We start from the raw sequence: 24,393 nt of genomic DNA, 5'->3' as shown, positions 1-24,393 counted from the left end.
AATCGTCAGCCGGGGCGCGCTGTTTTATCTGTTCAGCTGCTGCAGGCAGGCTCAACAAATACGCCTTCAGCATGGTCGCTTTCGTTGAAAAACCAGATGCCCAGCGGATAATCCTCCAGCGCGACCAGATACATAGTGCCTTCGTTAAACGGCTCCACCGCCAGTAGTTTACCGGCGCGGCGCGGGCCGCCATCTGTTTTCACCGTTACGCGTTCGCCAACCTGCATTGTGACCTCTCAGCTGCTGTTTTGCGCCAGTGTAACGTAAACAGGCCGCGAAATAGTGATCGCGATCAGCGACGGGCGATAACCCAGACAGCGTGAACGATGCCGGGAATATAGCCGCACAGCGTCAGCAGAATGTTCAGCCAGAACGCTCCGCCAAAGCCCACCTGCATAAATACGCCCAGCGGTGGCAGCAAAATAGCGATAATAATGCGCAGCAAATCCATACTAACTCCTTGTTATCAATAATAATCAGACAGCGTTAAGCATAGCTGCTTCTGGTAAAAACAGGAGCGACGGCAGGTAAAGAACTGTCAAAAGCCATATTTGCACGCTCTCAACGTCTTACAACGAGATACCTGCCAGAAAAAATGCCGATCTTCTTTTCGCTATACTCCCCCTCAGAGAAGCAACCAGCCTAAAAGTAACAACGCTTTTTGCCATACAGCGCAGGCTTTTTTTGCCTGTCGGGCTGCGCGCGCATGACGGAGCCGCACTATACTTATGGCTCACCCTGGCTTCCCGGAGTCCCCATATGCGTGCAGAAGAGACCCGCCCTCGCTTTCCCCCGGCAGGCAGTCCGGAGCAGGAAAAAGAGCGCGATACCGAATGGTTTGATTCATCCGCTAAAACCGTGGATCAGGCGCGCTGCCTTTCTGAACAGTGTGAAGTAGATATACACGACTGCAGCTTCTGTGAAACGAATCGCTGAAATCGATTTCAAAAAAAACCCGGCTCAGGCCGGGTTAAATTTATCAATGAATTCGTTACACCAGGAAATGATAATGCCGTTTCAGATTACGCTCACTGTGCATGAAGGCAACCAGCATTTATGCATATAAAGTGCAGAAATGTGCATATCACGTAGCGTTAAACCAGCCGGATGGCCGCCCCGCCTGCGCTTTTCGCTGCATAATTCACGTACCGTCAGCCTGACCTGCGCCGCGTTTTAAGATTATTCCTGGTTGTCGCGTTCAGCAAGCCGGAAAAACGTGCAATCTTCATAACGCTATTATACTGATTACTCTCTGCTTTACTCACATCTGTGGTGTAAGGAGTATGACGATGATTGACCCCGATTCCCCTCTGCTGGTAGTGACCGATCTGGATGGCTCGCTGCTGGATCACCACGATTATAACTGGGAAGCTGCCCGCCCGTGGCTGAAACACTTTGCTGCACGCCAGATCCCGGTGGTGCTCTGTTCCAGTAAAACCGCCGCAGAGATTATTCCGCTACAGAAGCGCCTGGGTATCAGCGGTGCGCCGTTTATCGCTGAAAATGGTGCCCGTATCAGCTTTGGTCAGGACGTTACGGTTAATGATGAGCCAGCCGCTGGCTATCTGGCGCTGTGCGACATTCTTGGTGCGCTGAAAGCGGAATTTCGCTTTACCGGCTTTCACGATCTCAGTGACAGCGACGTGGCGAGCTTTACCGGTCTGCCACTGAGCGAAGCCCGGTTAAGTCGTCTGCGTGATGCCTCGGAAGTGATTTTATGGCGCGACGAGAACGAGCAACTGGATGCGTTTCGCGCCGCGCTGGCCCGCCATCAGCTTGCGCTGACGCAGGGTGGTCGCTTCTGGCACGTGATGCCGGAAAACTGCGGCAAAGGGATAGCGCTGACGCAGCTGCAGCAGCAGCTGATGCAGCAGGATGGTGTACGCCGGATAACGCTGGGTCTGGGTGACGGCCCCAATGATATTCCGATGCTGGAACAGGCAGACTATGCGGTCATTATTAAAGGCTTCAGCAAGTCGCCGGTTGAACTCAGCCGTACCGACCGCGACCATATCTATCGCACAACGCAAACCGGACCGGAAGGCTGGTGCGAAGGCATAGATCATTTTCTGGCCCCCCATAAGCCGTAATCTGAGGATGAGACGATGAGTGATTTTTATCAGAATGGCGTGATTACGAATTTTCATAACCTCACCCATCGCCGTACAGAGTCGCTGGAAAAAGAGATGGTGCAGTTTGCCCGCCGGCGCAAAATGGGTCTGATTCTGCCGTCGCTGTTCTCCGAACTGGAGGGCCCGGCGCTGGATAATATTGTCAATGAACTGGCGCAGGTGCCTTACCTGGAAGAGATTGTGATTGGTCTCGACCGCGCCGATCGCGATCAGTTTCTGTTTGCCCGCGACTTCTTCTCACGCCTGCCACAGCGGCACCGTATCCTGTGGAATGATGGCCCGCGCCTGAAAGCTATCGATGCTGAACTGGATAAGGAGGGTCTGTCCCCCAGCCAGCCGGGCAAAGGACGCAACGTCTGGTTCTGTACCGGTTATACCCTGGCATCCGATCGCACCCAGTGCGTGGCGCTGCACGACTGCGACATTGTGACCTACGAACGCGGTATGCTGGCGCGCCTGCTCTATCCGCTGGCCAACCCTGCGTTTCAGTATGAGTTTTGCAAAGGGTTTTATGCGCGCGTCGCGGACGGCAAGCTTAACGGCCGCGTTGGCCGTCTGCTGGTAGGACCCATGCTGCGTTCGCTGCAGCAGGTGTACGGTCACTCGGAGTATCTCGAGTACCTCAGCAGCTTTCGCTATCCCCTCTCCGGCGAGTTTGCCATGCGTACCCATGTGCTTAACGGCATTAAAATACCCGGCGACTGGGGACTGGAGATAGGCGTGCTGTCTGAGATCTATCGCAACTACACCACCCGTCAGAGCTGTCAGGTAGAGATTGCCGATCACTATGACCACAAGCATCAGCCGCTGGCCGAGGAGGATGGCACCGGGGGTCTGAAACGCATGAGCAGTGATATTGTGCAATCGCTGCTGCGTAAGCTGGCCACAATGGGTGTGCCGCTGACCAGCGACTCATTTCGCGTGCTGAAAGCGACTTACTACCGTAATGCACTGGATATGATGGAGATCTACCGGCATGAAGCGACAATGAACGGTCTGTCGTTCGATCAGCATAAGGAAGAGGCGGCGGTGGAGATGTTTACGCAGGCCATTCTTGACGCCGGTCAGTCGTTTATTGAACGTCCCAACGATAAGCCCTTTATTCCGAGCTGGAGTCGCGTTCAGTCGGCGTTCCCGGATATTCTGCAGCGGATTTATCAGGCGGTCGAAGAAGATAACGAGGGCAACGTGTAAGGCGATACGGGACGGTGAAACCGTCCCGGACAGATTCAGCTGGCAAGCCGGGATTCCGTCGTTATGTGACTCAGTTCATCACTACGGAATGCCTCACGACGCACGCTGTAGCCATCATACCAACGGCACTCTACCATTCCGCTGGCATAGCCGGTTACCACCATCGTGGGTCCGCCCTGTTTGTGCTGAACTTCATCACTCACTGCAAAGGTCATACCGCGCTCTCCCTTTTACCGTTGATTGAACGCTTAAAGGTATAGCAGCCGGGCAGACAATTTGCCTATAGGATAATGTTATTAATGTGATAAAAGAGGAATAAGCAGTGCAAAATCTGGTTCATAAACAAAGCCGGTAATGTTTATTACCGGCTTTGAAATTTTTTTAACTGCCGCAATCAGATTTTGCAGCCTTCACACTCAGCATCGTCACTGAGTTCAGCGGGTACTTCGCTGGCTTTTTCCGCCGCTTTCGCTTCAGCCTGTTCCAGCTGGGCATCGATATCAAATTCAAACATATCGTCGTTCATCATCACTCTCCTGAAAATTAGTGTGCCGCGCGTTATATCGCATTGTCAGAGATAAGCGGTAAGCGGCTTGTGCGCCGCTTGCCGCACAGGCCTTTTATGCCGACTTACCGCGCACTTTGGCAATCAGGTTAACCACCAGCAGCACAACTGCGCCGACAATAAACCCGAGTACCAGATTGGCCCCGTTGCTCAGCAGGCTGGAGACCAGGCCGTTAAAGCCGCTGCTGTATTCGCTGATAGCGTGATGCAGTGGCGTAATACCGTGCACAATGATACCGCCACCCACCAGAAACATCGCCAGCGTGCCGACCACGGTAAGAATTTTCATCAGCCACGGCGCCATCGCCAGCAGAAAACCGCCTACCGCCTGCGCCAGTGCAGAGGACTTTTCCCGCAGCCAGTAGCCGAGGTCATCAATCTTCACAATCATCGCCACAATGCCATACACACCAATGGTGACCAGAATGGCAATACCGGCGAGGATCAGCACCTGGTTAAGCAGCGGCGCCTCTGAAACGATGCCCAGCGTAATGGCCACAATCTCTGCAGAAAGAATAAAGTCAGTGCGCACTGCGCCTTTGACCTTGCTCTTTTCGTAGGCGCGCGGATCCTGCTGTGCCAGATTGTCGAGCCGCTGCTGACGCGCCTCCGGGCTTTTTTCTTCTTTATCATGCTGCAGGCTGTGTAACACCTTTTCCACCCCTTCATAGCAGAGGTAGGCGCCGCCCAGCATCAGTAACGGCGTGATAAGCCAGGGGGCAAACGCGGAAATCACCAGCGCCAGCGGCACCAGGATCAGCTTGTTCAGAAATGAGCCCTTCGCCACGCCCCAGACCACCGGCAATTCGCGATTGGCTTTGACCCCGGTGACCTGCTGCGCATTAAGCGATAAATCGTCGCCCAGCACGCCAGCGGTTTTTTTTGCGGCAACCTTGCCCATGACTGAAATGTCATCCAGCAGCGTTGCGATATCATCCAGAAGCGTAAGTAAACTGGTTCCTGCCAAAATGGTAATCCTTATTCCGGTTAGTGTTCCTGACAACAGGGGCAGCGCTCAACCCATGTCACCGACATGTCGGCGATGCCCTCACAGTCCCATTCAACGCGTAGCGTTTTTCCCTGCGTATCCGCTGCATGCAGATATTTGCTTACCGGACTCTCGGTCATGCCGCTGATCTCTTCCGTGGCAATCAGCCGATCGTCCAGCCAGATGCGTGCCGTGGCCTGTGTCGCCACCAGCCGCTCGTCGCGCAGCTGATAGAGCCGTCTGACCGTCAGTTTGATACTGCTCATGGTAGTGCTCCGCGTCCCAGAGAAAAACGTGATCTAAACGGTTATTGCCGCGAAAAGCAATCATCGCCGGCTAGACGGGCCGGTAATGATGCAATCCCTGGTGATCCAGCTCAGCGCTCTGCCCGGCAGCCAGCAGCCACTCCTCAAGACGCTCAATCAGCTGACCGTCGTCCAGCCGCAGCTTACCGCGCAGCGCGCACTCCCAGACAATCAGCACCTTCCATCCGGTTTCCTGCAGCTGCTGCACATAGCGTCTGTCACGTTCAACGTTACTGTTGATTTTACCGTTCCAGAAGCCGGTGCGCGTGGCAGGCATTTTGAACAGATAGCAGTGATGGCGATGCCAGAAACAGCCGTGCACAAAAATAATTGCCTGCTGCTCAGGCAGCACGAAATCGGGCCGTCCCGGCAGCGCTTTATCCTGCACGCGAAAGCTGAAGCCGCGATCTTTCAGTATCGCGGCCACGCGTTGTTCAATCGCCGTATCCTGATTACGGATCGCGCGCATATTTTTACTGCGGATCGCTTGTGAGTGCACGTCAGCCATGCCGTTTCCTTTTCCTGCGGGCTTATTCAACTTTAGCGTTTTACGGCAAAAGCGAAAGCGGCAGCGTGAAAGAGTGCGGCACGCCACGCAGCGCACGCCAAGACACGACACGACACGACACGCTAATTTCAACCCTGGCAGATGAGTGGTAGCATAGCCGCTCAACTGTTAAGGAAAAACGCATGCTCGTTCCCGATCCCGCCGCACCGGCTACCCCCTCTTTGTTAACCGCTGCGCAGGATGCCTTAGCGCTGTTACTGCAGGTACTCGATATCTACGCAGCGCGCGATGTGATGCAGACCCTCAACGCCGCCGGCACAGGTCACTGGAGCGTGGCGAAGCTGAACCGCCTGCGCAGTGGCAAAGGCACATCGGCCACGCTTCTGCCGTCTGAGATCGCCAGCCTGCGCGCCCTGCTGCCCTCACGACCGGACCACTATGACAGGCCCGCCTTCCAGTTTATCGATCTCTTTGCCGGTATTGGCGGCATCCGGCGCGGCTTTGAGCAGGCCGGCGGCGAGTGCGTTTTTACCAGCGAATGGAATAAAGAGGCGGTCCGCACGTATAAAGCGAATCACTACTGCGATCCGCTGCGCCACCAGTTTAATACGGATATCCGTCTTGTGACGCAGCCAGCCGGCCTCACTGAAGAGGCGGCTATTTATCAGCATATCGATCGCGCTATCCCCGATCATCAGGTGCTGCTGGCCGGCTTTCCCTGTCAGCCTTTTTCGCTGGCGGGGGTCAGTAAAAAGAACGCCCTCGGTCGGGCGCACGGGTTTGAATGTGAGGCGCAGGGCACGCTGTTTTTCGACGTGGCGCGCATTCTCGCGGCTAAAAAACCGGCGTTTTTTGTGCTGGAAAATGTCAAAAACCTGAAGAGTCACGATAAGGGCCGCACCTTCGCCATTATTATGGCCACGCTGGATGAGCTGGGTTATGACGTGGCGGATGCTGACGATAAAGGCGCGCCGGACGCTAAAGTGATCGACGCGCGCTATTTTCTGCCGCAGCACCGTGAACGTATTGTCCTGGTCGGTATCCGGCGCGACAGCGGCGTTAATCAGCCCTTTTCACTGCGCGCTCTGCCGGCACTCTACCCGCCACAGGTGCCGCCACTGCAGAGCCTGCTGGACGCGGATCCGGGCGAAAAATATACCCTCTCCCCCACGCTCTGGCACTACCTGTACCGCTATGCACAAAAGCATAAGGCGAAAGGCAATGGCTTTGGCTATGGTCTGAACGACCCGCAGGATCCGCACTGCTGCGTGCGCACGCTTTCAGCACGCTACTATAAAGATGGCTCGGAGATCCTGATCGATCGCGGCTGGGATCGCGCGCTGGGTGAGCAGAACTTTACCGCTGCTGAAAACATGGCACGCCGCCCGCGCCGGCTGAGCCCGCGCGAGTGCGCGCGCCTGATGGGATTTGAAGCGCCGGGCGAAGCGACGTTTCGCATCCCGGTCTCTGATACGCAGGCCTATCGTCAGTTTGGCAATTCCGTGGTAGTGCCGGTATTTGCTGCGGTAGCGAAATTGCTGCTGCCGCTGATTGAACAGTACAGGCTGAACCCGTCAGATCGGGCTGCTGGCTGATAATGCATCAGAAAGCACTTACCCGCCGGACGGCGGGTGAGTGCAAACATTACTTCTTCTTCTTGCTCTTTTTCAGCAGCGCCCGGATTTGACGCAGCTCCGTGGCGCTTAACCGATCGTCCGGCGTCTCGTCGGAGTGCAGATTATCTGCCGCTGTCTCCTGCTGCGGGGCACTCTGCAGGCTCGCCTGCAATCGGCTGATAATCTCCTGACTCATTGAAACCTGATTATCAGCGGCCAGCTGCTTAATCTCCTCTTTCAGCGCCGGGTCAATTTTTATCGTAATGTTCACGGTTTCAGTCATTTCCATACTCCCTGCTATTTTTTTCACAAACGTAACGGAAGATGACGTGAGTTAACAGTCTGTCACAAAAATTTAATATTCCTGTAACGTGCAACAAAAGTCGCGCAGTACGGATTCATCAACCCCGGCTAAATTACCCTGCAGTTCAGCACAGAGTTTGGCCATGTAGTGCACCAGAAAATCCGCGTTGTATTCTGCCAGACGGCGTCCTGCTGCCGTTTGCATGGTATCGGGCAGGCGCAGCAGCTTTTTCTGAAAATGATCCAGCGTCCACTTCACATCATCGAGTTCGCGATCGCGGCCCAGCGGATCGTCACTGTCAAACAGTGGCCGGCCCAGTGCGCCAGCGGTATAGAACACGCGTGCCAGCCCGATAGCCCCCAGCGACTCCAGCCGATCGGCATCCTGCACAATTTTTGCTTCCGCTGTCAGCGGCGTAATCGCGGCACTGAAACTGTGCGCCTGCACGGCGTGCGCCACGCTATCCATAAGCTCAGCGGGAAAATCGGGGAAATCCTGCTGCAGAATACGGCGCGTCTCTTCAGCGGCAAAAGTCGAGGCGAGATGACGCTGCGGATGGTTCTTTGGCAGATTAACCACATCGTGAAAATAGCTGGCGGTCAGCACCACCATGGCATCGGCGGGCGTCTCCTGCATAATGCGCGCAGCGCTCATCCAGACCCGACGCAAATGCCCCACATCATGCGCCTTATCCTCATGCTGCCAGTTCAGCCGCAGCCAGTGTTCATAGCGTTGTTGCCAGTGTGTAATGGACATGATGCTTCTCCTGTTATGGCATGTGATGCGCGGCGGGAGCCACACAGGCTCACCTGCTATCTTAGCGGGCAGGTCATGACACTTTTCTTACAGCATTTTCAGGGTGGGAGGAAAAATTTTGCGATCCTGATCATGTTATAGCGTTGTTAAGCGCGCTTTCCCAGTGGCCTTTTTGTTTTCAGTTTTTCCTTATGCCGTCCGGCTGTCGCTAAATATGGTTAACACAGTTTATGTATCTCGCTTAACTGCGATGCCGGCTTAGTGTAAATTTCAGGGGCCAGCCATCGCTGACTGCCAGCCAGTTATTAGCGGAGAAAAAGGTGAAATAGTCTGAAAATATTTCTATTTTGGCCGTTATAACGTACTGTATAGGGGAAATTTCCGCATTTCGCCGATGTGTTAAGCGATCTGCACCCCACTTTTTGCCTGGATGTTTTTTTAATACCGGAACAGGAAGAGGATGCCTGATTATCAGGTGACAAATTATTAAGCAAATTTGTTTGAAACCTTTATGCTAATGTTCTCATCCTGTACAGGATGTACCGTTAACGCTTTCCGGGTTCGTGATATAACAAGAGGTAAAAAATGAAAGAACGGCCGATTCTTTTTTCCGAACAGCGGGTTCGCGCCCTGCTGGTTGGCCAGCAAACACAGACCCGACGCATTATGAAGACGCAGGCATTTGGTCCAGGACAGGACCACCATGAAGGCGTTCATGCGTTTGATGTCAGTGCAAATCATCTTCACGGCTACAAACTGATGTCGATGTCCGATATCAGTGCGCACTGTCCGTTCGGACAGGTTGGCGATCGTCTGTGGGTGCGTGAGACCTGGCGCGGCCCGATCGTACCGGAAGCGCAGCTGGCTGAGTACGATCGCGATCCCCAGCTATTTCGCCATCCCGATTACTGCCAGTATCGTGCTGACAGCAATGAATTTGGTCAGCTGGAAGACGATCTGCAGGACGCAGAGCAGTTTGGCTGGCAGACGGCAATCCACATGCCACGCTGGGCAAGCCGCATCGATCTGACCATCACCGCGATTCGGGCTGAAAAGATTCAGGATATCAGCGAGGATGACATCATGGCAGAGGGCGTTCAGACTGACTCACACTTCCTGAACAACTTCTTTACCATGAATATGAATTCAGAATCGCCCAAAGAGGCGTACCGCAAGGCGTGGCAAAAGCAGTATGGTGCAACCAGCTGGGAAGTTAATCCCTGGGTCTGGGTCATTGCATTCGAACGCGTTGCCCGCGAAAGCTGATCGCCGTAAAACCGCGCCCTGCGCCTCTTCTCTCTGCCGGAAGAGGCGCTTACGCTCTCCCCCCGCTTATTTTGCTTTTCACTTTGCAAGCGCAATCACAGACTCCGTTCCCGCTAACAGGTTGAATAATGGGTTTGACGTCTGGCACATTCTGCCCCGTCAGCACCCTTTTTCTCCTTTCATACAGGCGCTGCGATGTTTAAATGGTCCCGGAACGCCCCTAAGTCCGATGCTGCCGCTGAGCTACCCTGGACGCAGGCGCTGCGACAGCCTGTTTTTTCACTGCTTAATCACGACGAACACGCCATACTGATCGGTATGGCGCAGCGCTTTTTGCAGCAGAAAAAATTTGTGCTGCTGCAGGGCACTGAAATGGATGCGCTACACAGCGCCCGTCTGGCGCTGCTGTTTTGTCTGCCGGTACTGAAGCTGGGGCTGGAGTGGCTGGATGGTTTTCACGACGTGCTCATCTATCCTGAACCGTTTGAGGTTGATGACCGCTGGGAAGATGAGAGCGGCCTGGTGCATCAGGCGCCCGCGGTACACGCCGGGCAGAGCTGGACACAGGGACCTGTGGTGCTCAACGCGCTGGATATTCTCGACGCGTTTGATCTTTCAGGCTATAACCTGGTGATCCACGAAGTAGCGCACAAGCTGGATGCGCGCGGCAGCGGTTACACCAGCGGCATTCCCGCCATCCCGCTGCGCGAGGTTGCGGCATGGGAGAAAGATTTGCTGCAGGTTATGCATGAAATTGAAGACGAAGTGGCGCTCACCGGTGAAGAGGCGGCAACGTTTGATCCTTATGCCGCCAGCGATCCGGCCGAATGTTTTGCTGTGCTGTCAGAATATTTTTTTACTGCACCTGACCTCCTCCGGCAGCGCTTCCCGGACATGTATCGTCATCTGCAGCTGTTTTACCGTCAGGATCCGGCTACCCGGCTCACCGCGCTGACAGCGGAGTCTGCCTGATCCCTGTGCGGGTTGTATCTTTGCTAGCCAGTTGAATGCAATTGTGTTTTAAGCGGTTGACAGGCTCGCCCGGGGCCACTACTATTCGCCTCGTTCACACGATTCCTCTGTAGTTCAGTCGGTAGAACGGCGGACTGTTAATCCGTATGTCACTGGTTCGAGTCCAGTCAGAGGAGCCAGAATCAGAAAAGCCCGCTCAGGGAAACCTGAGCGGGCTTTTTGCTGTCTGCGCCGGCGCTAAATCACCGCCACCCCGCCGGTTACGGCAATGGTTGCCCCTGAGATATAGCTGGCTTCGTCGCTGGCCAGCATGACATAAGCAGAAGCCAGTTCAGCAGGCTGCCCCATACGCTGCAGCGGCACCTGGCTGCCAAAACTTTCAACCTGCTGCGGCGGCATGGTGGCCGGGATGAGCGGCGTCCAGATAGGCCCCGGTGCGACCGCATTGGCACGAATGCCTTTATCCGCCAGCAGCGCGGCAAGGCTGCCGGAGAAGTTAATGATGGCGGCTTTGGTGGCCGAGTAGGCAATCAGTTTTGGTTTCGGCTGATCGGCGTTGACTGACGCGGTGTTAATAATGGAACTGCCGGCTGGCATATGCGCTACCGCGGCTTTGCAGATGTAGAACATCGCATAGAGATTGGTTTTCATCGTGCGGTCAAACTCGTCATCATCAATCTCATCCAGCGAGTCGCGCGTCATCTGGAAAGCGGCGTTGTTGACCACAATATCAATTTTGCCAAACCGCTCTGCCGTCTGTGCCACGATGCTGCGGCAGTGCTCCGCCTGCATGATATCCCCCGCGATCAGCAGCGCCTGCTGCCCGGCAGCTTCCACCAGCTGTGCGGTATCTTTTGCATCTTCATGTTCATCCAGATAAGAGATGACCACATCGGCGCCTTCACGGGCGTAAGCGATAGCCACCGCACGGCCGATGCCGGAGTCGCCGCCGGTGATAATCGCCGTTTTCCCTTTCAGACGGCCGCTGCCCTGATAGCTGGTTTCGCCGTGATCGGGCACCGGCTGCATCTCCCGAAAACTGCCGGGCCACTGCTGCTGCTGCTGCTGCGGATTTTGTGGGCGATCGGTCATAACGTGCTCCTTTGTCAGCGAAGAGATAATTTGGCTTAGGTGAACAGCATCAAGTGTAGCAGTCATAACCAGAATGCAAGCCAGTCTGATAAGCGTAACGGCCTGAGAGATAAGCCTATTCCGACATGACATGGCGGTTATGCGGACACATTATGTGCAAAAACATTGCGGCAGCAGGCGGCAGATGCAGAGGAAATCAGCAGGTTGCTGCAGGAAGCAGCAAACAACAGGCGAGCGGTAAATCACATTTTGACAGCCGCATAAGAGTTGATTATTATGCGCGCCGAAACACAATTCCTCTGTAGTTCAGTCGGTAGAACGGCGGACTGTTAATCCGTATGTCACTGGTTCGAGTCCAGTCAGAGGAGCCAGATTAAAAAAGCCAGATGTCAGCTGACATCTGGCTTTTTGCGTTTTGGCTGAAAGGCCGTGCTCCGGATTAGAACTCCACCACCACATTGCCTTTTGGCACGCTGCAGCAGGAGAGGATATAGCCCTCTTCGGCATCCTCGTCGGTGATGCCGCCGTTGTGGTTCATCTCAACCTCCCCTTCCAGACATTTCACCTTGCAGGTGCCGCAGATCCCCATGCCGCACGCTTTCGGGATATGCAGACCCAGCTTGGCAGCGGCGGCGTGGACCGTCTCGCCGGGCGCAATTTTCACGCTCTTGTCACTCTGCGTGAACGCCACGGTCAGCAGTTCTGAACTGCAGAGCGCATCAGCCAGCTCGGCCGCCTCTTCCGCCTCCTGCACCACCTGTTCCTGTACCACCTCCGGCGTGGCGCCAAAAGACTCTTCATGATAATGCGTCATATCGTAGCCAACGCTTTCCAGAATCGCTTTCACCGCCCGCATATAAGGTGTCGGTCCGCAGCAGAAGATCTCCCGCTCCATAAAGTCAGGCGCAATCATCTGCATCATGGCATGGTTCAGGAAACCGCGAAAACCTGACCAGTATTGCCCTGATTCATAGCGTTCGCAGATGATGCTCAGTTTAAAATTGGGGATACGCGCCGTCATATTTTCCAGATCGCGGCGGAAAATAATATCTTCCGGCGTGCGGGCGCTGTGCACAAACACCATGTCCACGTCGGCGTTGGTATCAAAATACCAGCGCGCCATCGACATCATCGGCGTAATGCCGACGCCACCTGAGAGAAACAGCGCCTTATCGCCGGGGTAATCGATGCAGTTAAACTGCCCTACCGGGCCATGCACCGCCAGATCCATGCCTTCGCGCATATTCGCATGCAGCCAGTTGGAGACCACGCCGCCCGGCACCTGTTTCACCGTGATTGAAAAACTGTAGGGTACCGAAGGAGAACTGGAGATGGTGTAGGAGCGAAACACGGTCTGCTCCTCTATCGTCAGCTCCAGCGTGACAAACTGCCCGGGCTTAAAGAAGAACATCACCGGCTGCTCGGCCATAAAGCAGAAGGTTTTCACGTCCCAGGTTTCCTGTATGACTTTAACGCACCGCACCGCATGACGGCCATTGGTCCAGGTCTGCGTGGTGACAGGCTCAAAAGCATTGGTATTCAGTACCGTGATATTTCTCTCTGTCATACATTTCATTCCCATCAGGATTGGAGTGATCAATTGCCTGTATTGACGCATGGATAACCACAGGCTTTTGAGCCAGAAACTGCGATTCTCCGTGTAACCCTGTGACAGCATTTAGTTATACGCGACACGGAAATGCCTGAAAAACCCACATCGGCAGGAAATTCTGCGCACGCGTCTTTAACAGAGGGGATTTATGTCGCTGGCAGAACATTGACGGGTGCCTAACCGGTGCAGCATGGATTGCACATGTAATCCGTAGCGATCTTACGGGCTTCCAGCCAGGCGGAAGTCCGGTTTTGTTGATATCCGGCTGCGCCTGTCGGGCGCGAACCACTCCCTTTTCAACCGCGCGAGAAGAGCAACATTATGAGTCACAACGATCTGCTGAATATCACCTGTACAAGCCTTGTCGATGCGAGCGACCGTATGCAGGATCTGCTCGAAAAACGCCAGCCCAACTATTCACTGCCGCAGGCGCTTTATAATGACCCGACTCTGTTTCGCATTGATATGGAGGAGGTGTTTCAGAAAGAGTGGCTGTTTGCCGGTATGAGTAGCGAAATCCCGAAAAAGGGTGACTACTTTACGCTGGAGGTCGGACAGAACCCGGTGCTGGTTCTGCGCGATGCAGAAGGCAACATCAACGCGTTTCACAACACCTGTCGCCATCGCGGCTCGCGGCTCTGCTCACAGCAGCGCGGCAAGGTGGCGAATCTGGTCTGCCCCTACCACCAGTGGACATACGATTTAAAAGGCAACCTGCTGTTCGCCGGCTCAGAGATGAACCAGTCGTTTGACATGAAGCAGCACGGCCTGAAAAAAGCGCACTGCAAAACCGCGGGCGGGTTTGTCTTTATCTGCCTGGCCGAGACGCCACCGGAGTCTGACTTCGATGAGTTTCTGGCCACGCTGGCAGAGTATATGGAACCTTATGATGTGGAGAACACCAAGCTAGCGGCAGAGTCCCACATGTATGAAAAAGCCAACTGGAAGCTGGTGCTGGAGAATAACCGCGAATGTTATCACTGCGCCGGCAGTCATCCGGAACTGCTGAACAGCCTGCTGGAGTGGGATGACACCAACGATCCACGCGCACCGCAAAGTTTTCACGACTACTACAACAAGCAGGCGGCGCTGTGGGATGAGCAGGGTATTCCGCATCGCCATCAGAGCTTCGGCCTGCGCAACCGGATTGTGCGTATGCCGCTGAAGGAAGGCACCAAAGTCATGACCATTGACGGTCGTGAGGGCTGCACCCGGCTGCTGGGTCGTTTCACCAGCCACTATCAGGGATCGATGCGTATTCTGCACCTGCCCAACTCATGGAACCATATGCAAAGCGATCACTTTATCGTGTTCCGCGTGCTGCCGATCTCCGCACAGGAGACGATGGTCACCACAAAATGGTTTGTGCATAAAGATGCGGTGGCGGGTGTCGATTACGATCCGGAACGTCTGCGCACCGTATGGGACGCAACCAATGAACAGGATCGCGTTCTGGGCGAAGAGAACCAGCGTGGCATCAACTCGATCGGCTATCAGCCTGGTCCCTATTCAGAAACCTATGAATTTGGCGTGATTAACTTTATCGACTGGTACAGTGAAACCGTGCTTAAAAACGTAAAAGGCTGATCTGATAACAGAAAACCCGGCTGGCGCAGTGAAACGCCAGCCGGGTTTTCATCGTTCAGAGAGGCGGTTAGCGGATCACGCCTTCCTCCAGCAGCAGATCAAAAACTGCCTGCGCCATCTCATTCGTCGGCTTATTCTGCAGCACTTTGCCGCCTTCGCTCTGTGATTTAGCCGTGGCTGCTTTAAAGCGATCCGCAGCTGTTTTAGCTTTCACTTTTTTCAGTCGCTTAGGCCGCTTACGCGCAGGCGCAATCTCCCAGGCTGCCATCGCCGCATCCGGTACCTCCCTGCCCGCAGCGGTGACAATCTCTGCACGGTTAGCCGGACCAAACGCGCTCTGGCGCGGCGCGGCGGCAGCCATGTCCACGCTGGCGATAAACGGGAGCGCAACCCGCAGCAGGCGCCGCTGGCCGCGCGGCAGCGCCTGTAACACTTCGGCGTCAGTGCCGTTCAGGCTGACTATCTCTGCCACACCCACCACCACCGGGATCTCCAGCGCTTCTGCCAGCAAAAAAGGCAGCATACCCGACGACTCGCCGCGCTCCGCCCGGCCGCCGGTGAGGATCACATCCGGGTGATCCTGTTTAAGATAATGACTCAGCACCGCTACCGCATCGCCCTGTTCTGTCATTGGCAGCACGCGCAGCGTCTCCACCCCCATGCCGGCGTAGCTGCGCAGCGCCACGTTGTGCGGATCGCCGGCGTGAAGCAGTTCCAGATCGCCGGAGGCCAGCGCCAGCCCCATTTCTACCGCACGCGCATCCTGTCCGGCGCGGCGGGCTCTGCCCGACTCCGGATGCAGTCCGACGGATATCAGCGCCGTAATACGGCACCCGCTGTGGTGTGCTTTATGCTGCATGGTTAAGTTCCTCATTACGCCAGGCGCGCGCCAGGCGCGCCAGCTCGGCCAGAATCGCATCGCTGTCGCCGATGACGCTCAGCGACGCGCGGCTGACCATATCGCAGCCGGGATCGGTATTAATGGCAATAACCCGATCGCACTGCGCAATCCCCTGCAGGTGCTGCACTGCGCCGGAGATGCCCACCGCCAGATAAACCCGCGCCGTCACCCAGGTGCCGGTAGCGCCGACCTGACGGAAACGCGGCATATGGCCATTATCAACGGCGACGCGGCTGGCGCCTTCGGTGGCCCCCAGAATCTCTGCGGTCGCGTGGAACTGCGCCCAGTCGCCGACGCCGTTACCGGCAGACAAAATAAACTCCGCTTCACCCAGCGGCACGGCTGCCGGATCAACCGGCATCAGACCACAGTCGGTGATGCGTGCGGCGCCAATACTCTGCAGCCCGACGCTCACCGGCAGCACTTCATGGCGGGTTTCATCCACGGGTTCAGCGCACTCTGCTGACAGCAGCATCACGCGCGCAACCGGACGAGTAATATCAGCACTGCCGCCTGCCGCCCGGCTGATGCAGCGCTCGCCTTCTATGCGCCACACCTGCGTGGCGGGTCGTTCACCGCAGCGTGCGGCAAAACGACAGCCCAGCTCAAAGCCGGCAGCAATGCTATCCGGAAACAGCCAGAAGCGCGGTGTCAGTTCATTTTCTACCGCCATCAGCGCATGGATGCGCTGTTCCGGGTTATACCCCTCATAACGATCGCCGCTGAAATGCAGCAGCCGGTCAACGCCCGCAGTGGCAAAGCTCTCTTCACGGTGTTCACCAAATACCACGGCCATCACCACACCTGCTCCGCCGGCCTCACGCACCAGCTGATGCGCCTGTCCCAGCACGTCGCGATCGTGGCCGGTTAGCCGGCCACCGGTCATGTCCAGCACTACCGCCACGCAGTAATCCGGCTGCGCCACGCGGTGCAGCGGCAGCTCCGCAACGTGCGGTGTCCCGCTACTGCGCCGGCCGGAAAGCTGGGTAAATGCATTGACGTTCTCGCGATCGATTCGCTTCAGTCCATTTGGCCCGGTAAAGCCGACAGCGTGCGGATTCTTACGCAGCAGCCCGGACGGGCCGCGGCTCTCCTGTACCGGCAGCATCAGCTCTGCATGCTGCGGATGCAGCCGGTTGCGGGCAATCCACTCAAGACGCGGATCGCGACGTACAGGGGTTTCCATCAGATCACCTCCACAGCAATTTGGCGCTCGCGCAGCTTCGCCGGCAGCGGCTTTTTCGGCTCGCTGAGGGCTTCAGCCACCAGTTCAGCGATATCTTTTACGTCCGGACGCGGTCCGACGACACCTTCCAGCATGGCGGTACACTGCTGACAGCCAACGGCAATCAGCTCTGCGCCGGTCTGTTTTGCATCTTCCATACGCATGTCAGCAATACGCCGCTCTCCCGGAATATCAGTGATGGGCGCACCGCCGCCGCCGCCGCAGCAGCGTGAGCGAAAGCCGGAGCGGTCCATTTCGCTGAGTTTGATCCCCAGCTCTGCCAGCAGCTCACGCGGTGACGCATATTCACCGTTGTAGCGGCCGAGATAGCACGGGTCATGCCAGGTCACGCTGCCGCCTTTGTAATCTTTCAGATCCAGCAGCTGCGCCTTAACCAGCTCATTAATGAAGGTGGTGTGATGCAACACCTCATAGTCAGGCTGCGTACCTGCCGGGTAAAAATCGGGATACTCATTTTTCAGGCAGTGAAAGGCGTGCGGATCGGTGGTTACGATGCGGTTAAAGCGATATTTTTGCAGCGTGGCAATATTGCTGCGGGCGAGCCGCTGAAACGTGGCGTCATCGCCGAGGCGTCGCGCAACGTCTCCGCTATCAAGCTCTTCATCACCCAGCACTGCAAAATTGACGCCGGCGGCCCTGAGCACTTTGACAAACGCGCGCAGAATACGCTGGCTGCGCATATCAAACGCCCCGTCTGAGACCCAGAACAGCACGTCAGCCTGCCCGACATCCTGCATCAGCGGCAGGTTCTGATCTGCTGACCAGTGCGTGCGGCTGCGCGGATTAAACCCGCCGGGGTTATCCGTCTGGCTGAGATTATCCAGCACTTCAGCGCCTTTGCCGGGCGTCTGCCCCTTTTCCAGCGTCATAAAGCGGCGCATGTCCACAATCGCGTCGACGTGTTCAATCATCATCGGGCACTCCTCCACGCAGGCGCGGCAGGTGGTGCAGGACCAGAGCGTCTCTTCTTTGATCAGCCCCCCGACAATCGGCTGATGCGGCTGCCCGCACGCTTCCCCCACCGGCACGCCCGGATAGGGGCTGCCGGCAAAGCGCGCGTCGCTGCCGCCTGCCATCCCGATGACCATATCCTGAATCAGCTTTTTCGGATTCAGTGGCTGACCGGCCGCAAACGCCGGGCACATCGCTTCACATTTACCGCACTGTACGCAGGCGTCAAAGCCCAGCAGCTGGTTCCATTTGAAATCTGCCGGCTTGCCGACGCCAAGCTTTGCGGCTGTCAGATCAACCGGCTTCAGGCCCACAGAGCGACCGCCGCCAAAGCGGGCCGGACGGCGATGAAAGGCAAGATGCAGCGCACCGGCAAACGCGTGTTTCATCGGCCCGCCCCACGCCATGCCGAACAGCATTTCACCCAGCCCCCAGCAGATGCCTGCCAGCAGCAGTGCAGCCATGACCCAGCGCCCTGCCTCGCCAAAGAGATCGGAGACCGGCAGCGTGGTGATAAAGAACGTGGCTGCAAACACCAGCAGGCTTTTTGGCAGGCGCATCCACGGTCCGCGCGAAAGACGGGCCGGCGGATTGCGGCGGCGATACCAGATAAACAGCGCACCGCTAAACATCACCAGCAGCGCACCCGCCAGTACCCCATCCACCAGCGTGCCGCTGACGCCTGCCAGATGAACCATGAGGATCAGCAGCATCGACAGCACAAAGCCGCCGGCGGTTGCCACATGGCTACGTGACATATATTTGTCACGTGCGACCACGTGATGCAGGTCAACTAAATAGCGGCGGGGCATCGCCATCAGGCCGCTTAGCAGGGCAACCTGCTCCGGTTGTCCGCGCCGCCAGAGCAGAACGCGCCTGACCATACCCACGATGGCCAGGATCACCGCGCCAAGAAGTAACCAGGGGAGTATCCGATCAAGTACCATGATGTGCCCTTTCCAGACAATTTCTGTTAAATGCAGCGTGCGGTGCCGCTTCCGGATACCGCACGCTTTGCGTCAGCGACGGCGAAACTACAGGTCCTTGCAGAGACGCAGCGCATCGTAGATCGCGGCGTGGACATTGCGCTGCGATACGCAGTCGCCAAGCCGCCACAGGATCATGCCGCTGCCCGCCTGTTCCAGCACCGGCTGGGGCCGGATATCAAACAGCGCTTCTACGTCAATCTGTCCCTTGTTACGCGATTCCGCTTTCAGCGCGTAGTAAAGTTCCTCATTGGGGCGGGTGCCGTTTTCCACGACGATCTGATCCACCACCCGCTCCTCTTTCTGCCCGGTATACTCATTCTCCAGCACTGCCACCAGCTTCTCGCCTTCGCGGTAGACCTTTTCCAGCGCCAGATCGGAGGTCATTACCACTGCTTTTTCATACAGGCTGCGGTAGTAAGTCGGGAAGGTGGTGCCGCCAATACCCACGCCGGGTTTGATATCGCCGGTCACCAGCTCCACCAGCGCACCGCGGGCAGCGAGGAAATCGGAGACGGACATACCGGAAAACTCACAGATAGAGTCATACACCAGTACGTTCTTGCCGGGCTCCACGACGCCGTTCAGCACGTCCCAGCTGGAGACCACCAGCCCTTCTGCCGCGCCCCATTCCGGGTTCTGCTCAAGGAAAGGCTCTCCGCCGGTTGCAAGAATGCAGACGTCGGGCGTGAGATCGCGGATCATCGCCATATCCGCCGTGGTGTCGGTCATTACCTTGACGCCAAGACGCTCAATCTCCATCGCTAACCAGCGCGTGATGCCGGCCATCTGATCGCGCTGTGGTGCTTTTGCTGCAATCGTAATCTGCCCGCCCAGCTCGCTGGCACGTTCTATCAGCGTGACCTTATGCCCGCGCTCTGCCGCGACCCGTGCCGCTTCCAGCCCGCCCGGTCCGCCGCCAATCACCACGACGTTGCGCACCGGCCCTTCGGTTTTGGTGATGATATGTGGCAGCCCCATATATTCGCGCGAAGTGGCCGCGTTCTGAATGCACAGCACATCCAGCCCCATATATTGCCGATCGATGCAGTAGTTGGCGCCGACGCACTGGCGGATTTGATCCACCTGATTCATTTTGATCTTGGCGATCAGATGCGGATCGGCGATATGTGCACGCGTCATACCCACAAAGTCAACGTAGCCCGCTTCGAGAATACGCTGCGCCTGATTGGGATCTTTAATGTTCTGCGCGTGGATCACCGGCACCGTGACCACTTCTTTAATACCCGCCGCCAGGTGCAGGAACGGCTCAGGCGGATAGCTCATATTCGGAATAACGTTCGCCAGCGTGTTGTGGGTGTCGCAGCCGGAACCGACCACGCCAAAATAATCCACCATGCCGGTTTTATCGTAATAGGCGGCAATCTGCCGCATATCTTCATGGCTGAGGCCGTCGGGATGGAACTCATCACCGGTTATACGCATGCCGACAACGAAATCGGGCCCGACTGCGTCACGCACGGCTTTCAGTACCTCGATGCCAAAGCGCATCCGCTTTTCAAAACTCCCGCCCCACTCATCCGTGCGCTTATTGACACGCGGTGACCAGAACTGATCGATCATATGCTGATGCACGGCGGATAACTCTACGCCGTCGAGGCCCCCCGCTTTAGCGCGCTGTGCCGCTTTTGCAAAGTCGCCAATGACGCGCCAGATCTCTTCTTCCTCGATGGTTTTGCAGGTGGCGCGGTGCACCGGCTCACGGATGCCGGAGGGTGACATCAGGTTAGGCCAGTTCTCGCCATCCCAGCGCGAACGCCGCCCCATATGAGAGATCTGGATCATGATTTTGCCACCGTGCTGGTGCACGGCATCGGCGAGATTCTGGAAGTGCGGAATAATCCGGTCAGTACTCAGGTTAACCGAACTCCACCAGCTCTGCGGACTGTCGATCGAAACCACGCTTGAGCCACCGCAGATACAGAGCCCGCAGCCGCCTTTGGCTTTCTCTTCGTAATATCTCACATAGCGATCGGTGGTCATCCCGCCGTCAGTGGCATACACCTCGGCGTGGGCGGTGCTGACAATACGGTTACGGATAGTCAGTTTATTTATTTTTAATGGCTCAAACAGCAGATCAAACTGTGACATAGCTTCACCTTAATTCCGTTCTGATATCCGGCCCGCCAGCCTGCGGTTCAGTGGTAATGCGGGGTACGCAGCCAGCGCTGCGTACCGGGTCTTATACTGGCGAAACGGTAAAAACACCGTACTCACATCCCTCTTCGGCGGCGCTCTGCGTCTGTACCGCCTGAGTTTTCACGCTGTAGCCGAGGCTCTGTGCAATCTGGTCCATCGCGCCGGCAAACCAGCCGGTAAACATGTAGTCCACCTTGCGGTTGACTTTGCCGTACTGGTAGACAAACGCAGAGTGATCGAGCCGGATACGCGCCGTGCCCTGTTTCAAATCCAGGGCTTCGGTGGAAAACAAGCCCCAGCCGCGCTGAGAAAGACGTTTCATGTAGTGCTCAAACACTGCATCGCCAGACAGGCCATGCAGTTCAGCCTCTTTTTCGCACCAGTGCCAGGCCGATTTATAGCCCGCTTTGTAGAGGATGGCGGCGTAGCGTTCTGCGCCAATTTCCTCTTCAATCCCCATATGGTTGTTCACAAAAAAGTGCCGGGGCACGTATAACATGGGTAACGCATCGGTGGTCCAGACGCCGGTTTCATCATCGACGCTGATCGGCATTTCAGGCGCATGTGCCATGGTTTACCTCGCTTATTCGTGTTAACAGGCCAGATGATCACTCGTGCCAGACATTTGCCAGCAGGTTGAGCCAGTTCTCACCCATAAATTTGCGCACCTGCTTCTCGGTAAAGCCGTGGCGCAGCAGTGCAGCCGTTAAATTCGGGAACTCACCCAGCGTGCGAATGCCTTCCGGGTTGATGATTTTGCCGAAGTCGGTGAGCTGACGGGCGTAGCCTTTATCGTGCGTCAGCCACTCGAAAAACGCCTGACCGTGGCCCTGCGTAAAGTCGGTGCCGATGCCGATCTGATCTTCCCCTACCAGATTGAAGATGTAGTCGATCGCTTCCACGTAGTCCTCAATTGTGGAGTGAATGCCATTCTTCAGGAACGGAGTAAACATGGTGACGCCCACAAATCCGCCGTGGTCCGCAATGAACTTCAGCTCTTCGTCAGACTTATTGCGCGGATGATCTTTCAGGCCAGACGGGAGACAGTGGGAATAACAGACCGGTTTTTTCGACGCCAGGATCACCTCTTTAGAGGTCTGCGCGCCTACATGAGAGAGATCGCACAGCATGCCGACGCGGTTCATCTCTGCCACAACTTCATGACCATAACCTGAGAGGCCGCCATCACGTTCATAGCAGCCGGTGCCCACCAGGTTCTGCGTGTTATAGGCCATCTGCACGACGCCGACGCCCAGCTCTTTGAACACCTGAATGTAGCCCAGCTGATCCTCAAACGCGTGCGCATTCTGGAAGCCCATCAGGATGCCGGTTTTGCCTTCATCCTTGGCGCGCCGGATATCGCGGGTGTTGGTCACTTTGGTAACCAGATCGGCGTTCTGCGCAATGAGGTTATTCATTTCCACGATATTATTCACCGTGCCCTGAAACCCTTCCCACACGGAGACCGTGCAGTTGGCAGCCGTCAGCCCGCCGCGGCGCATATCTTCAAACAGCTCTCTGTCCCATTTCGCAATCACCAGCCCATCGATGACAATCGCAGAATTATGCAATTCAGTAGCGTTCATATCTTCCTCTCTGGTTTGATTCATAACCGGGTGCGGCCGAATGAAAACAGAATAGGGTTTACGCTGCGGATGAATTGTTCTGAAAACGTCACTTGCCTGACAGCTGGCGCAGCCCGGAAAGGGAACAGGCGATTTAAACCGATGAGCGGACATAAAAAAGCTGCCATGAAGGCAGCGTTTTCAGCCGGCGTGAATTACAGGCGGGATGCGTCAGACATCCGTTGATAAAGCCACTGAGCCAAAGGTTGGCTCAAAACGCGCTTCATTCAGGATGCGCAGAGAAGCCGATACCGTACTCTCCTGCTGCCAGTTGGTCAGACCGGGCAGTTCTGCCATAAAAAATTGCGTCAGCGTTTTGCCGCCTCCCTGGCTGTGTACGCCCCGCCGCTCTTCGCGTGGCGGTACGCCAAGGTGTTCGCGGTAACATTTGCTGAAGTGCGGCGTAGAGACAAAGCCACACGCCAGGGCTATTTCGATAATCGACATTGAGGTCTGTTTCAGCAGCTGGCGGGCGCGGAACAGCCGCAGCTTGAGATAGTATCGTGAAGGCGAACAGCGCAGGTATTTCTGAAACAGCCGTTCCAGCTGGCGCCGCGACAGGCCCACGTAGCCTGCCAGCTCGTCAAGATCGATCGCCTCCTCAATATTGGCCTCCATCAGCGAGACTGCTTCAACCAGGCTTGGCTGCGCCGTACCGAGTACGTGGCGCAGCGGAATACGCTGGTAGTCTGATTCATTGCGTACGCGATCGCAGATGAACATCTCTGAGATCCCGGCGGTAAGCTGGTGACCAAAATGGCGCTGGATCATCGTCAGCATCATATCCATGGGCACGGTGCCGCCGCTGCTGGTCATGCGATCGTGCTCAATCACAAACAGCTGGTTGGTACAGATGACTTTGGGATACGCCTCCTGCATTGACGCAATACACTCCCAGTGTGCGCTGCAGTGATACCCATCCAGTAGCCCGGCTTCCGCCAGCAGATAGGGTCCGGTACAGATGCCGCCAATCAGGATTTTGCGGCGCGCCATGCTCTGCAGCCAGCTCACCTGACGGCTGGTATAACTGCGGGTAATGTTGACACCCCCGACCACGATCAGCACATCCAGTGCTGCCACGTTAGCCATCGAATGATCGGGCGTAATTGAAATACCATCACTTGCCACAACGGGCGCACCCTCTTCACTGACGGTACACCAGCTATACAGCTCTTTGCCGCTTAGCTGGTTCGCCATGCGTAAAGGTTCCACTGCGGTTGCCAGAGCCATCATGGTGAAATTATTGACGAGTAAAAAGCCTACGCTGCGCTTTTTAATATCATTAGAGGGACTTTTCAAAATTGCGTCTGTGTCGAACATGTGCGCTGACCTCTATATAGGCTAAACAGAAACATTACCCGGGGGCATTTCCCCCAATCGCTTTCCATCACCTATAGAGTAAGCAACAGACATGCCATTCGTCACCAGGATAGACATCCCGAAAATGACACACAGTTAACATAAGCGAAACAAATGTTTGTTCAGCTTCACAGATTTGATCTTTGCTGCCGCGTCAGCGTCTGTCAGCCTCAAAACAGTGCAGGCGCTGACCCGTTTTGGTTAAGTCAGCGCATTTTGCACCCTTTTACGTCACTGTTCACTGCCTGCGCACATTACGATCTGCATA

At 56.1% G+C, this 24,393-nt stretch carries 25 protein-coding genes and 2 tRNA genes; 9 read left to right on the top strand and 18 right to left on the bottom strand.

Going from position 1 to position 24,393, the window contains the following annotated elements; translation table 11 throughout:
- Nucleotides 1-32 precede the first annotated feature (32 nt).
- Together dsrB and B3041_RS06970 are read right to left on the bottom strand one after the other, a co-directional pair.
- Entirely contained in the window at nucleotides 33-227 is a 195-nt protein-coding gene (gene dsrB / locus B3041_RS06975) for a protein DsrB (protein WP_065649008.1), read from the bottom strand.
- A 65-nt stretch (nucleotides 228-292) separates the two neighbouring features.
- Nucleotides 293-451 (bottom strand): YqaE/Pmp3 family membrane protein, encoded by a 159-nt coding sequence (locus B3041_RS06970; RefSeq protein ID WP_039385165.1) that lies wholly within the window; start codon nucleotides 449-451, stop codon nucleotides 293-295.
- 308 nt (nucleotides 452-759) lie between these two features.
- On the opposite strand from B3041_RS06970, the gene B3041_RS06965 reads away from it, so the two are divergent.
- The 3 genes from B3041_RS06965 (at nucleotide 760) to B3041_RS06955 (ending at nucleotide 3,326) form a co-directional block, all read left to right on the top strand.
- A complete protein-coding gene (locus tag B3041_RS06965; protein ID WP_292970811.1) occupies nucleotides 760-936 on the top strand; it encodes a hypothetical protein in 177 nt (58 codons plus the stop codon).
- A 353-nt stretch (nucleotides 937-1,289) separates the two neighbouring features.
- The gene (locus B3041_RS06960) at nucleotides 1,290-2,090 is read left to right on the top strand and encodes a mannosyl-3-phosphoglycerate phosphatase-related protein (protein ID WP_292970808.1); all 801 of its coding nucleotides are present in this window, start codon (nucleotides 1,290-1,292) and stop codon (nucleotides 2,088-2,090) included.
- Nucleotides 2,091-2,105: 15 nt separating this feature from the next.
- Nucleotides 2,106-3,326 (top strand): glycosyl transferase, encoded by a 1,221-nt coding sequence (locus B3041_RS06955; protein ID WP_065649006.1) that lies wholly within the window; start codon nucleotides 2,106-2,108, stop codon nucleotides 3,324-3,326.
- 35 nt (nucleotides 3,327-3,361) lie between these two features.
- Here the strand turns inward: B3041_RS06955 and B3041_RS06950 are convergent, their stop codons facing one another.
- The 5 genes from B3041_RS06950 to B3041_RS06930 form a co-directional block, all read right to left on the bottom strand.
- A complete protein-coding gene (locus tag B3041_RS06950) occupies nucleotides 3,362-3,541 on the bottom strand; it encodes a YodC family protein (RefSeq protein ID WP_065649005.1) in 180 nt (59 codons plus the stop codon).
- Between the two features lie 179 nt (nucleotides 3,542-3,720).
- Nucleotides 3,721-3,855, bottom strand: a complete 135-nt coding sequence (locus B3041_RS06945) for a hypothetical protein (RefSeq protein WP_255402073.1) — start codon at nucleotides 3,853-3,855, stop codon at nucleotides 3,721-3,723.
- Between the two features lie 91 nt (nucleotides 3,856-3,946).
- Nucleotides 3,947-4,858, bottom strand: a complete 912-nt coding sequence (locus tag B3041_RS06940) for a DUF808 domain-containing protein (protein WP_292970803.1) — start codon at nucleotides 4,856-4,858, stop codon at nucleotides 3,947-3,949.
- Nucleotides 4,859-4,878: 20 nt separating this feature from the next.
- On the bottom strand, nucleotides 4,879-5,145 hold the full coding sequence (locus B3041_RS06935) for a hypothetical protein (protein WP_039385177.1): 267 nt from the start codon (nucleotides 5,143-5,145) through the stop codon (nucleotides 4,879-4,881).
- 70 nt (nucleotides 5,146-5,215) lie between these two features.
- Nucleotides 5,216-5,692: a very short patch repair endonuclease gene (locus B3041_RS06930; protein WP_065649003.1), complete on the bottom strand. Its 477-nt coding sequence runs from the start codon at nucleotides 5,690-5,692 to the stop codon at nucleotides 5,216-5,218.
- 182 nt (nucleotides 5,693-5,874) lie between these two features.
- Between B3041_RS06930 and dcm the strand changes: the two genes are divergently transcribed.
- On the top strand, nucleotides 5,875-7,287 hold the full coding sequence (gene dcm / locus B3041_RS06925) for a DNA (cytosine-5-)-methyltransferase (protein ID WP_292970797.1): 1,413 nt from the start codon (nucleotides 5,875-5,877) through the stop codon (nucleotides 7,285-7,287).
- Between the two features lie 49 nt (nucleotides 7,288-7,336).
- Here dcm and B3041_RS06920 read toward each other — a convergent pair whose 3' ends face one another.
- Entirely contained in the window at nucleotides 7,337-7,591 is a 255-nt protein-coding gene (locus B3041_RS06920) for a ribbon-helix-helix protein, CopG family (protein ID WP_065649001.1), read from the bottom strand.
- Nucleotides 7,592-7,663: 72 nt separating this feature from the next.
- A complete protein-coding gene (locus tag B3041_RS06915; RefSeq protein WP_065649000.1) occupies nucleotides 7,664-8,368 on the bottom strand; it encodes a phosphohydrolase in 705 nt (234 codons plus the stop codon).
- A gap of 585 nt (nucleotides 8,369-8,953) precedes the next feature.
- Here B3041_RS06915 and B3041_RS06910 point away from each other — a divergent pair.
- The 3 genes from B3041_RS06910 (at nucleotide 8,954) to B3041_RS06900 (ending at nucleotide 10,785) form a co-directional block, all read left to right on the top strand.
- Nucleotides 8,954-9,634: a hypothetical protein gene (locus tag B3041_RS06910; protein WP_065648999.1), complete on the top strand. Its 681-nt coding sequence runs from the start codon at nucleotides 8,954-8,956 to the stop codon at nucleotides 9,632-9,634.
- A 195-nt stretch (nucleotides 9,635-9,829) separates the two neighbouring features.
- Entirely contained in the window at nucleotides 9,830-10,606 is a 777-nt protein-coding gene (gene mtfA / locus B3041_RS06905) for a DgsA anti-repressor MtfA (RefSeq protein WP_292970790.1), read from the top strand.
- A 103-nt stretch (nucleotides 10,607-10,709) separates the two neighbouring features.
- A tRNA-Asn gene (locus tag B3041_RS06900) sits at nucleotides 10,710-10,785 on the top strand.
- Nucleotides 10,786-10,843: 58 nt separating this feature from the next.
- Here the strand turns inward: B3041_RS06900 and B3041_RS06895 are convergent.
- Nucleotides 10,844-11,698 carry a glucose 1-dehydrogenase gene (locus B3041_RS06895; protein ID WP_292970787.1) on the bottom strand — a complete coding sequence of 285 codons (855 nt, stop codon included), beginning with the start codon at nucleotides 11,696-11,698 and terminating at the stop codon, nucleotides 10,844-10,846.
- Between the two features lie 295 nt (nucleotides 11,699-11,993).
- Here B3041_RS06895 and B3041_RS06890 point away from each other — a divergent pair.
- Nucleotides 11,994-12,069: transfer RNA gene (locus tag B3041_RS06890), tRNA-Asn, on the top strand.
- Between the two features lie 68 nt (nucleotides 12,070-12,137).
- Here the strand turns inward: B3041_RS06890 and B3041_RS06885 are convergent.
- Nucleotides 12,138-13,265, bottom strand: a complete 1,128-nt coding sequence (locus B3041_RS06885; protein ID WP_276203846.1) for a hybrid-cluster NAD(P)-dependent oxidoreductase — start codon at nucleotides 13,263-13,265, stop codon at nucleotides 12,138-12,140.
- A 366-nt stretch (nucleotides 13,266-13,631) separates the two neighbouring features.
- On the opposite strand from B3041_RS06885, the gene B3041_RS06880 reads away from it, so the two are divergent.
- Nucleotides 13,632-14,897 carry an aromatic ring-hydroxylating oxygenase subunit alpha gene (locus B3041_RS06880; RefSeq protein ID WP_065648996.1) on the top strand — a complete coding sequence of 422 codons (1,266 nt, stop codon included), beginning with the start codon at nucleotides 13,632-13,634 and terminating at the stop codon, nucleotides 14,895-14,897.
- A gap of 67 nt (nucleotides 14,898-14,964) precedes the next feature.
- On the opposite strand, the gene B3041_RS06875 is transcribed toward B3041_RS06880, so the two are convergent.
- The 7 genes from B3041_RS06875 to B3041_RS06845 form a co-directional block, all read right to left on the bottom strand.
- Nucleotides 14,965-15,756 carry an electron transfer flavoprotein subunit beta gene (locus B3041_RS06875; protein ID WP_292970779.1) on the bottom strand — a complete coding sequence of 264 codons (792 nt, stop codon included), beginning with the start codon at nucleotides 15,754-15,756 and terminating at the stop codon, nucleotides 14,965-14,967.
- Entirely contained in the window at nucleotides 15,746-16,984 is a 1,239-nt protein-coding gene (locus B3041_RS06870; protein ID WP_065648994.1) for an electron transfer flavoprotein subunit alpha/FixB family protein, read from the bottom strand. The genes B3041_RS06875 and B3041_RS06870 overlap by 11 nt, the downstream gene beginning before the upstream one ends.
- A complete protein-coding gene (locus tag B3041_RS06865; protein ID WP_292970776.1) occupies nucleotides 16,984-18,942 on the bottom strand; it encodes a (Fe-S)-binding protein in 1,959 nt (652 codons plus the stop codon). Before B3041_RS06865 ends, B3041_RS06870 begins: the two co-directional genes overlap by 1 nt.
- Nucleotides 18,943-19,029: 87 nt before the next feature.
- Nucleotides 19,030-21,093, bottom strand: a complete 2,064-nt coding sequence (dgcA, locus tag B3041_RS06860) for a dimethylglycine demethylation protein DgcA (protein ID WP_065648992.1) — start codon at nucleotides 21,091-21,093, stop codon at nucleotides 19,030-19,032.
- Nucleotides 21,094-21,184: 91 nt separating this feature from the next.
- The gene (locus tag B3041_RS06855; RefSeq protein ID WP_065648991.1) at nucleotides 21,185-21,712 is read right to left on the bottom strand and encodes a 4-vinyl reductase; all 528 of its coding nucleotides are present in this window, start codon (nucleotides 21,710-21,712) and stop codon (nucleotides 21,185-21,187) included.
- Nucleotides 21,713-21,749: 37 nt separating this feature from the next.
- Entirely contained in the window at nucleotides 21,750-22,727 is a 978-nt protein-coding gene (locus tag B3041_RS06850) for a dipeptidase (RefSeq protein ID WP_065648990.1), read from the bottom strand.
- Between the two features lie 210 nt (nucleotides 22,728-22,937).
- Complete coding sequence (locus B3041_RS06845; protein ID WP_065648989.1) at nucleotides 22,938-24,086, bottom strand: GlxA family transcriptional regulator; 1,149 nt, start codon at nucleotides 24,084-24,086, stop codon at nucleotides 22,938-22,940.
- Nucleotides 24,087-24,393: the final 307 nt, after the last annotated feature.

The sequence above is a fragment of the Pantoea sp. UBA4549 genome (assembly GCF_002387285.1).
Taxonomy (GTDB): domain Bacteria; phylum Pseudomonadota; class Gammaproteobacteria; order Enterobacterales; family Enterobacteriaceae; genus Pantoea; species Pantoea borealis.
Note: the sequence above shows the minus strand (reverse complement) of the source record. Positions and strands in the feature narration are given on the sequence as shown.